This is a genomic window from Kitasatospora sp. NPDC059408, assembly GCF_042751525.1.
In the GTDB taxonomy this organism is placed as follows: domain Bacteria; phylum Actinomycetota; class Actinomycetes; order Streptomycetales; family Streptomycetaceae; genus Kitasatospora.
Window position 1 is genome coordinate 1 of record NZ_JBHYWI010000165.1, and the last position, 6,995, is coordinate 6,995.

General features: G+C 74.0%; 7 protein-coding genes. 4 read left to right on the forward strand and 3 right to left on the reverse strand.

Going from position 1 to position 6,995, the window contains the following annotated elements:
• Positions 1 to 130 precede the first annotated feature (130 nt).
• Complete coding sequence (locus ACFXDE_RS43490) at positions 131 to 1,756, reverse strand: alpha/beta hydrolase (RefSeq protein ID WP_380499745.1); 1,626 nt, start codon at positions 1,754 to 1,756, stop codon at positions 131 to 133.
• A gap of 230 nt (positions 1,757 to 1,986) precedes the next feature.
• Between ACFXDE_RS43490 and ACFXDE_RS43495 the strand changes: the two genes are divergently transcribed.
• The 4 genes from ACFXDE_RS43495 to ACFXDE_RS43510 all read left to right on the forward strand — a co-directional run bounded on the left by ACFXDE_RS43495 (position 1,987) and on the right by ACFXDE_RS43510 (position 4,684).
• Positions 1,987 to 2,949, forward strand: a complete 963-nt coding sequence (locus tag ACFXDE_RS43495) for a DUF6528 family protein (RefSeq protein ID WP_380499746.1) — start codon at positions 1,987 to 1,989, stop codon at positions 2,947 to 2,949.
• A gap of 266 nt (positions 2,950 to 3,215) precedes the next feature.
• Complete coding sequence (locus ACFXDE_RS43500) at positions 3,216 to 3,527, forward strand: hypothetical protein (protein WP_380499747.1); 312 nt, start codon at positions 3,216 to 3,218, stop codon at positions 3,525 to 3,527.
• Positions 3,524 to 4,072, forward strand: coding sequence for an acyl-CoA thioesterase (locus ACFXDE_RS43505; protein ID WP_380499748.1), 549 nt, complete (start codon positions 3,524 to 3,526; stop codon positions 4,070 to 4,072). Before ACFXDE_RS43500 ends, ACFXDE_RS43505 begins: the two co-directional genes overlap by 4 nt.
• 216 nt (positions 4,073 to 4,288) lie before the next feature.
• A complete protein-coding gene (locus ACFXDE_RS43510) occupies positions 4,289 to 4,684 on the forward strand; it encodes a DUF2267 domain-containing protein (RefSeq protein ID WP_380447588.1) in 396 nt (131 codons plus the stop codon).
• Here ACFXDE_RS43510 and manA read toward each other — a convergent pair.
• Together manA and ACFXDE_RS43520 are read right to left on the reverse strand one after the other, a co-directional pair.
• Complete coding sequence (gene manA, locus ACFXDE_RS43515; RefSeq protein ID WP_380499749.1) at positions 4,648 to 5,937, reverse strand: mannose-6-phosphate isomerase, class I; 1,290 nt, start codon at positions 5,935 to 5,937, stop codon at positions 4,648 to 4,650. The genes ACFXDE_RS43510 and manA overlap by 37 nt on opposite strands.
• 84 nt (positions 5,938 to 6,021) lie before the next feature.
• On the reverse strand, positions 6,022 to 6,972 hold the full coding sequence (locus tag ACFXDE_RS43520) for an ROK family protein (RefSeq protein WP_380499750.1): 951 nt from the start codon (positions 6,970 to 6,972) through the stop codon (positions 6,022 to 6,024).
• Positions 6,973 to 6,995 lie beyond the last annotated feature (23 nt).

The window sequence follows — 6,995 nt, forward strand, 5'->3', positions numbered from 1 at the left end:
TCCCCCTCCCCGCCCCGCCCCCCCCCCCCGCACCACATCCTCCCTCCGGGCGGGGCGCCCCCGCGGGGGGGGGGGGGGCGCCCCCCCGCCCCCCCCCCGGGGGCCGCCCCCCCCCCCCCACGGAGGTGAGTCACCGCAGGACGCCGTGCACGGCCTCCGGGTCGGTGGGCGACAGCGGCGCCGCCGGGGCCGCGGTCTTGGCGGTGAGGGTGGGCGGCGGCGTCACCAGCACGGGGGCCGGATCGGCCTCCGGGGCGCAGGTCTTGGCGACGCGGCCCTTGCCGTCGGGCAGGCTGCCGTCGCGCAGGTAGGCGGTGAAGGTGTCGTCCAGGCACGCGTTGCCGTGGAAGAGGATCTCGTGGAAGCTGCCGCCGTCCTGCACGACCAGCTTGCTGCCCGGAAGCGCGTCGTGCATCGCGAGGCCGCCCTCGTACGGGGTGGCGGCGTCCTCGGTGGCCTGGAAGAGGAGGACGGGCGGGAGGCCCTTGCCGGTGATCTTCAGCCGGCCGGCCTGGTTGCCCTGGTACGGCCAGAACATGCAGGCGGCGTTGTACCACATGTTGTTATACGTGTAGAAGGGCGCTTCGGCGTTGACCTTGGCCTGGTCCTTCTTCCAGGTCTCCCAGTCGCGCGGCCACGCGTTCTCGGTGCACTGCGCGGCGTTGTAGGCGGGGAACGTGCCGTCGTCGGAGCCGGGCGCGGCGTACTTGTTGTAGGCGATGTTCAGCGGGCGGGTGTCGTGCTGGACGAGGTAGGAGGACAGGACGGTCGCCATCCGGGGCCAGCGCAGGAAGTTGTAGCCGCCGCCGTAGAAGGTGTCCTCGAACTCGGCCGGGCCGATCTTGCCGGGCGCGGGCGCGGCGTCGACCGGGTCCTTCCGCAGGGCGTCCTCGACCTGGGCGTACGCCTTCTCGACGGCGGCCCGGTCGGTGCCGAGGTGGTAGACGGAGTCGGCCTTGGCGGCCCAGTCGGCGAATGCGTCGAAGCGGCGCTGGTGCTCCTTGTCCTGCAGGATGTTGTGGTCGTACCAGCTGATGGTCGGTCCGACGATGCTGTCGAGCACCATCCGGCGGACGTGCTTCGGGAAGAGTTGGCCGTACGTCGAGCCCAGTGAGGTGCCCCACGAGCCGCCGTAGAAGTTGATCTTCTGGACGCCCAGGGCGCGGCGGATGCTGTCCATGTCGCGCGCGTTGTCGACCGTCGTCATGTGCGGCAGCAGCCAGGACCAGTCGGCCGCGCAGTCGGCGGCGTACCCGGCGGCCTTCTTCAGCCATGCCTTCGACGTGCCCTGGCTCACCTGGTAGTCGGGGCGCTCGGCGTCGAAGTAGTGGGCGTCGCAGACGACATGGGGGTCGCTGGCGTTGGTGCCGCGCGGGTCGAAGCCGATCCAGTCGTAGGTGGAGGCGACGTCCTTCGGGATCTGCCCGGAGATGTAGGCGGGCATCCAGAGGCCGGAGTCGCCGGGGCCGCCCGGGTTGAGCAGGATCGGGCCCTGCTGCTGGTCCTTGGGGGCGGTGGCGGGCAGCCGGTTCAGCTTGATCTTGATCTTCCGGCCGTGCGGGTCGGCGTAGTTCACGGGGACGTCGAGCATCGCGCACTGGAGCGCCGGCGTGGTGGCGTCGTTGCAGGAGCTCCAGACGAGGCTGCCCTGGCCGGTGTCCTCCAGGGCGGCGGTGTCGGGCTCGGCGGCGGAGGCGGCTCCGCCCAGGGCGGCGACGGCCGCGGCGGCCGAGAGGAGGGCGATGACTTTTCTCATGGGGAGCATGATGTGATACGTGAAATGGTACTGCCAGGGGCCCGGCCGGACTTTACCAAGGCTTGACCGGTGTGGAGTCGGGTCGGAGTCGGCTTGGAGTCGGGTCGGATCTGGGCGGCGGGCCTGCGGGATGGGGCGGCAAGGGCGTAGGGGGGGTCGGGCGGCGGTTCGCACGCCCGTTCGGCTGCGTGTGCCGTGCGGCGGGCGCGCGGGCCCGGCACGGTGGTGGCGTGCCGAGGAGGACGCTCGTGGGCCTGTGCGCCCTGCTGCTCTGCGCGCCCGCCGCCGGGGCGTACGCGGTCGAGCCCGGCTGGGCGGTGGCCGTCGTCGACCAGGGGTCGCGGCGCGTGCTCGTCCTGCAGAGCGCCGAGGAGCTGATGGCCTACCGGGGTCCCGACCGGCTGCCCGTCGTCTGGAGCTGGAGCGCCGACCTGGCACCCGACCTCGCCGACCTCGGGCCCGCCACCACGTGGACCTCTCCGGACGAGGCCAAGAGCCGAATACGCGGCGGCCGGCGCTTCCTGCTGGTCACCGCCTCCGGCGGCCTCGCCGCCGTCGTGGACACCACCACCGGCGCGACCCGCTGGGCGACCGACGCCGGGGCGGCGGCCAACCCGCACAGCATCGAGCTGCTCCCCGACGGCAACGTCGCCGTCGCCGCGAGCGAGGGCGGCTGGGTGCGCGTCTACACCGCCTCGCAGGGGCCGCGGGCCACCGCGCACGCCGAGTTTCCGCTCCCCGGCGCGCACGGCGTCCAGTGGGACCGGCGCACCGGCCTGCTCTGGGCGCTCGGCGACGACGAATTGACCGCCCTCCGCGTCGGCGGCACCCCGGCCGCGCCCGCGCTGACCGCCGTCCGCGCCGTCCCGCTGCCCGGCCGCGGCGGGCACGACCTCGCGCCCGTCCTCGCCGCGCCGGGACGGTTCTGGGTGAGCACCCTGACCGCGCTCTGGCAGTACGACACCGCCGCCGGCCGCTTCACCCCCGTCCGGCTCGCCGACCGCGCCGCCGAGCGCGACCTCAAGAGCGTCGGCGACGAACCCGGCACCGGGCGCCTCCTCACCGTCGCCCCCGAGCACACCGCGCCGTGCGACTGGTGCACCTCCGTCCTGACCTTCCACCGGCCCGGCGGCACCCGGGTCCTGCGCGGCACCCACCTCTACAAGGCGCGCTGGTGGGGCGGGGGTTGGTGACGGCGGCCGCGGCACCAGGGGTGGCGGAGGGTGGCGAATACACGCCCCGCGCCGGAGCATTCGGCTGATGCGGCATATTTTGTGCCCCGCCAAACTACTCCAATGGAAGTGAGTTTCCCTTGATCGTCCGCAAACCTGTCGCGGGCCGTGCGGGCTGGGATAGCGTCCGTTCCGCCCGGGGGTGGTCCGACCGTTCCCCCCGGCGTAATCCGACGCATTCGACCAGGGCCGGGCCCTGCCCTGCCGCGACTTTTCCGGGAGAAAACATGCGCAATTGCGTTTCCGAGCAGCAGCCCGCCGCGGTCGACGATCTGCGACTCGCGGTCGACTCGCTGGCCGCCTTCCCGGCCCGCAGCGCGGCCGGCGGCTCCGACGTCACCGAGCGCCTGGCCGCCGTCGCCGAACTCTGCCGCTCGGTCGACGCGGTGCTCGACAGCCTGGTCGTGCAGACCGCCGCCGAGGCCGCCGAGGAGGGCTGGACTGCGGCCCGCATGGCGAGCGAACAGTCCGCCTACTACGCCAGGTTGCAGCGGGCGCTGCTCCCCGCCGAGGCCGGCGCCGGGCTGACGCGGCAGTGAGCGCCCTGCACCCGGGCGCGCACGTGCTGGCCTGCCCCACCCGGTGGAGCGACGTCGACGAGAACGGGCACATCAACAACGCCCGGCTGGTCGGCTACGTCCAGGAGGGGATTTACGACCTGTTCCGCCACCACGCGACCGCCGTGCGGGAATCGCTCTTCCCGTCCGGATTCATCATCGCGCGGCACGAGATCGATTACCTGGAACAGTTGCACCACCGGCCCGAGCCATTGTCCGTCCGGATCTCCGTCGAACGGCTCGGGCGTAGTTCCGCACACGTCGAGGTGAATGTCTGCCGGGAACCGCTCGTCTTTATGCGGGCCCGTACCGTGGTGGTCGCCAGGGACCGTGAATCCGGGCGCTCGCGGAAACTCAGCCAGAGCGAACGGCGTTTTCTCTCCGGGTTTATGCCGGAGTGCCTTCGGGTCGACGCGGCCGCGCCGACGGCGCCGCCGTCCGGGCCGCCGCAGTGGGTCCCGGTCAGGGCCGGCGGGCCCACCGCGGCGCGCCGCACGCGCCGGCGGTGCCGGGCCTCCGCGGCCTGACGGACCGGGTCGAATTCGGGTGTGATCGACAATGGCGTCGGTCCGCCCGCCCGCCCTTCCGCAGTACGCTGAGCAGCACGGGCACCGGTACGTTCGGCGTCGGTGACGTGCTGCGTCGGTCCCCCCGCGCACGCTGGTCGCATTCCGCTCCCGGCCGCCGCGGCAGCCGTCGCCGCCGTTTTCCCGCCGGTACCCACCGGGCGGAAGGAGGACGCGATGACCATTTCCTCGGAGGACTTCCTCGACCGCGTCGTCGAACGCGGGGAGTACGGGGGCCGCGCGGAGGCCGACCACGCCACCCGCGTCGTGCTCGCCCTGCTCGGCGAGCACCTGGTCGGCGGCGAGCGGGGCGAGCTCGCCGAGGCCCTGCCCGGCGCCTATGCCACCCTCCTGCGCGACGCCGCGCCGACCTGCGCACCGCTCACCGCCGAGCGCTTCGTCGAGGCCGTCGTCGGCTGGATCGACGGGGCCACCCCGGCGACCGCGCAGTGGGACATCGGGGCCGTCCTCAGCACCACCGTCGACCTCGCGCCCGGGGACCTCGTCGACCGCGTGCTCGACCAGCTCCCCGACGGCTACGACCTGCTCTTCGGCCACCCGCTGCCCGCCTGAGCCGGCGCGCCGGTGGTGGCGCGGAACACCTCGGCGCCCGGGCCGGTCAGCCACACCGGCCCGGCGCCCGGGCGCAGGTAGGCGGCGGCTCCGCGGGGGAGGTCGAGGACGGCTCCGTCGGGGGACCGGAGGCGGGCTGCGGCCTCCGTGCAGAGGAGGATCTGGGGGGTGGGGAGGTCGGCGCGGTTGGGGGACTCGGTGGGGTGGAGCCTGGAGAGGCTGAATTCGGGGGTGGGGGTTGGGAATTGTCCCTCGCCGGTGAGGTCGAGGACGTCTGCTTCGGACGGGTCGAAGGACGTCACGGCGAGGAGACCGTCCACGTCGACGTGCTTCGGTGTGAGGCCGCAGCGCAGCACGTTGTCCGAGTTCGCCATCAACTCCACGCCCGTGCCTCGCAGATACGCGTGGGGGACTCCGGCCCCGAGGTAGAGCGCCTGGCCGGGGGCCAGCCGGACGTGGTTGAGGAGCAGGGCGGCGATGAGGCCGGGGTCGCCGGGGTGCTCGTCGGCGGCGCGGGCGTAGGCGGCGCAGGCCTCGGCGTACGGGCTGTCGGTGGCGGCGATGCGGTGTAAATGTGCTGCGAGGGTGGCGAGTTCGGAGTGGGTGGGGCGGGTCTTGGTGAAGGCGTCGCGTAGCAGGTCGGGGAGGACCTCGGCGGCGGGGCGGCGGCTGCGGAGGGCGTCGGCCCAGGGCGCGAGCATCGGGACGCCGCGGGTGTTGCGGACGTTGCGGGTGTCGCGGGTGTTGAGGGTGTCGAGGAGGTCGGCGGTGGCGGCGGTCGGCCTGAAGCCGCACAGGGCCTCGAAGTCGGTGAGGGCGCAGAGCAGTTCGGGCTTGTGCTCGCGGTCCTTGTACATCCGCTCGGGCGCGTCGAGCGGGATGCCGCGCGCCTCCTCGTCGTCGTACCCGGCGGCCGCCTGCGCCCGGGTGGGGTGCACCTGGATTGACAGCGGCCGGTCGGCGGCGAGCACCTTGAGGAGGAACGGGAGTACCGGGCCGAAGCGGTGGACGGTGTCGGGGCCGAGCAGGGTGTCGGGGGCGGCGGCGATCAGTTCGTCGAGTGGGCGCGGAGTGGTGGGGCCGTCGGGGTCGAGGAGGAGGGACGGGGCGGACGGGTGCGCGCCCATCCACAGCTCGGCCTGTGGCTCGCCGGTCGGTGCTGTGCCGGTCAGCTCGGGGAGGGCGGTGAGGGAGCCCCAGGCGTAGGTGCGGACCGGGTTGTGGAGCAGGGCGAAGGGAGGGAGAAGGTGCATGACGGGTCTCCCGGGGGTTGGGGGTGGTGCGTGGCGCGCGGTGGGTGGTGCGCGGTGCGTGGCGCGTGGTGTGCGGTGTGCGGGTCAGCGGCAGAGGGCGGCGGCGCCGATCAGGCCCGCATCGGTGCCGAGTTCGGCGTGGCGGACGTCGAGACCCCGGACGTACGGCAGGGCGGCGTACTCGTCGAGGTGCCGGGCGAGCGGGGTGAACAGCAGCTCCCCGGCGGTGGCGACTCCTCCGCCGATCACCACCCGGTCGAGGTCCACGAGCGTGGCGGTGGCGGCGATCCCGGCCGCCAGGGCCTTGGCGGCACGGTCGAAGGAGGCCAGCGCGATCCGGTCGCCGGCGGTGGCGGCTTCGGCGACGGCGCGGGCCGAACGGTCCTCCCCGGCCGGCTGCCAGCCCTCGGCGAGCGCCCGGCGGGCGATCGCCGTGCCGCTGGCGATGCCCTCCAGACAGCCCCGCGAACCGCACGGGCAGGGCTCGCCGTCCAGGTCGACCGTGATGTGGCCGAGGTGACCCGCGTTCCCGCTCGGCCCGGGCCGGACGGAGCTGTCCAGGACCAGGCCCGCGCCGACGCCCGTCGACACCACCAGGCACAACGCGTTCGCGGCGCCCCGCGCGGCACCCCGCCAGTGCTCGGCGGCGGCCATCGCGACGCCGTCCCCGGCCAGGTGTACGGGCAGGTGGCGGGCGGCCACGGCCGGGTGTGCGGCTGATTCGGCGACGAGCGGGAAGCCGCGCCAGCCGGGGATGTTGACCGGGCTCACCGTGCCCTGGACGAGATCCACCGGGCCGGCGCTGCCGATGCCGAGGGCGGTCACTCCTGCCCAGTCCGGTGATCCGGCCAGCTGGTCCAGCACCTTGTGCACGACGGCGAACACCGCCCCGGCCGGCTCCTGGGCGGGGGTCGGCAGCTGGACCCGGTGGTGGAGCCGCCCGAGGTCGTCGACCAGCGCCCCGGCGATCTTCGTGCCGCCGATGTCGATGGCGGCGAACAGAGGGGCGGGGGTGTTGGCGGGGGCGGCGGGCATCGGGGACGGCTCCTGTTGGGGGG

Excerpts from the sequence above, each read along its gene's own strand:
- ACFXDE_RS43490 (WP_380499745.1), bottom strand. The coding sequence starts at position 1,756 with ATGAGAAAAGTCATCGCCCTCCTCTCGGCCGCCGCGGCCGTCGCCGCC.
- ACFXDE_RS43520 (WP_380499750.1), bottom strand. The coding sequence starts at position 6,972 with ATGCCCGCCGCCCCCGCCAACACCCCCGCCCCTCTGTTCGCCGCCATC.
- ACFXDE_RS43510 (WP_380447588.1), top strand. The coding sequence starts at position 4,289 with ATGACCATTTCCTCGGAGGACTTCCTCGACCGCGTCGTCGAACGCGGG.
- ACFXDE_RS43500 (WP_380499747.1), top strand. The coding sequence starts at position 3,216 with ATGCGCAATTGCGTTTCCGAGCAGCAGCCCGCCGCGGTCGACGATCTG.
- manA (WP_380499749.1), bottom strand. The coding sequence starts at position 5,937 with ATGCACCTTCTCCCTCCCTTCGCCCTGCTCCACAACCCGGTCCGCACC.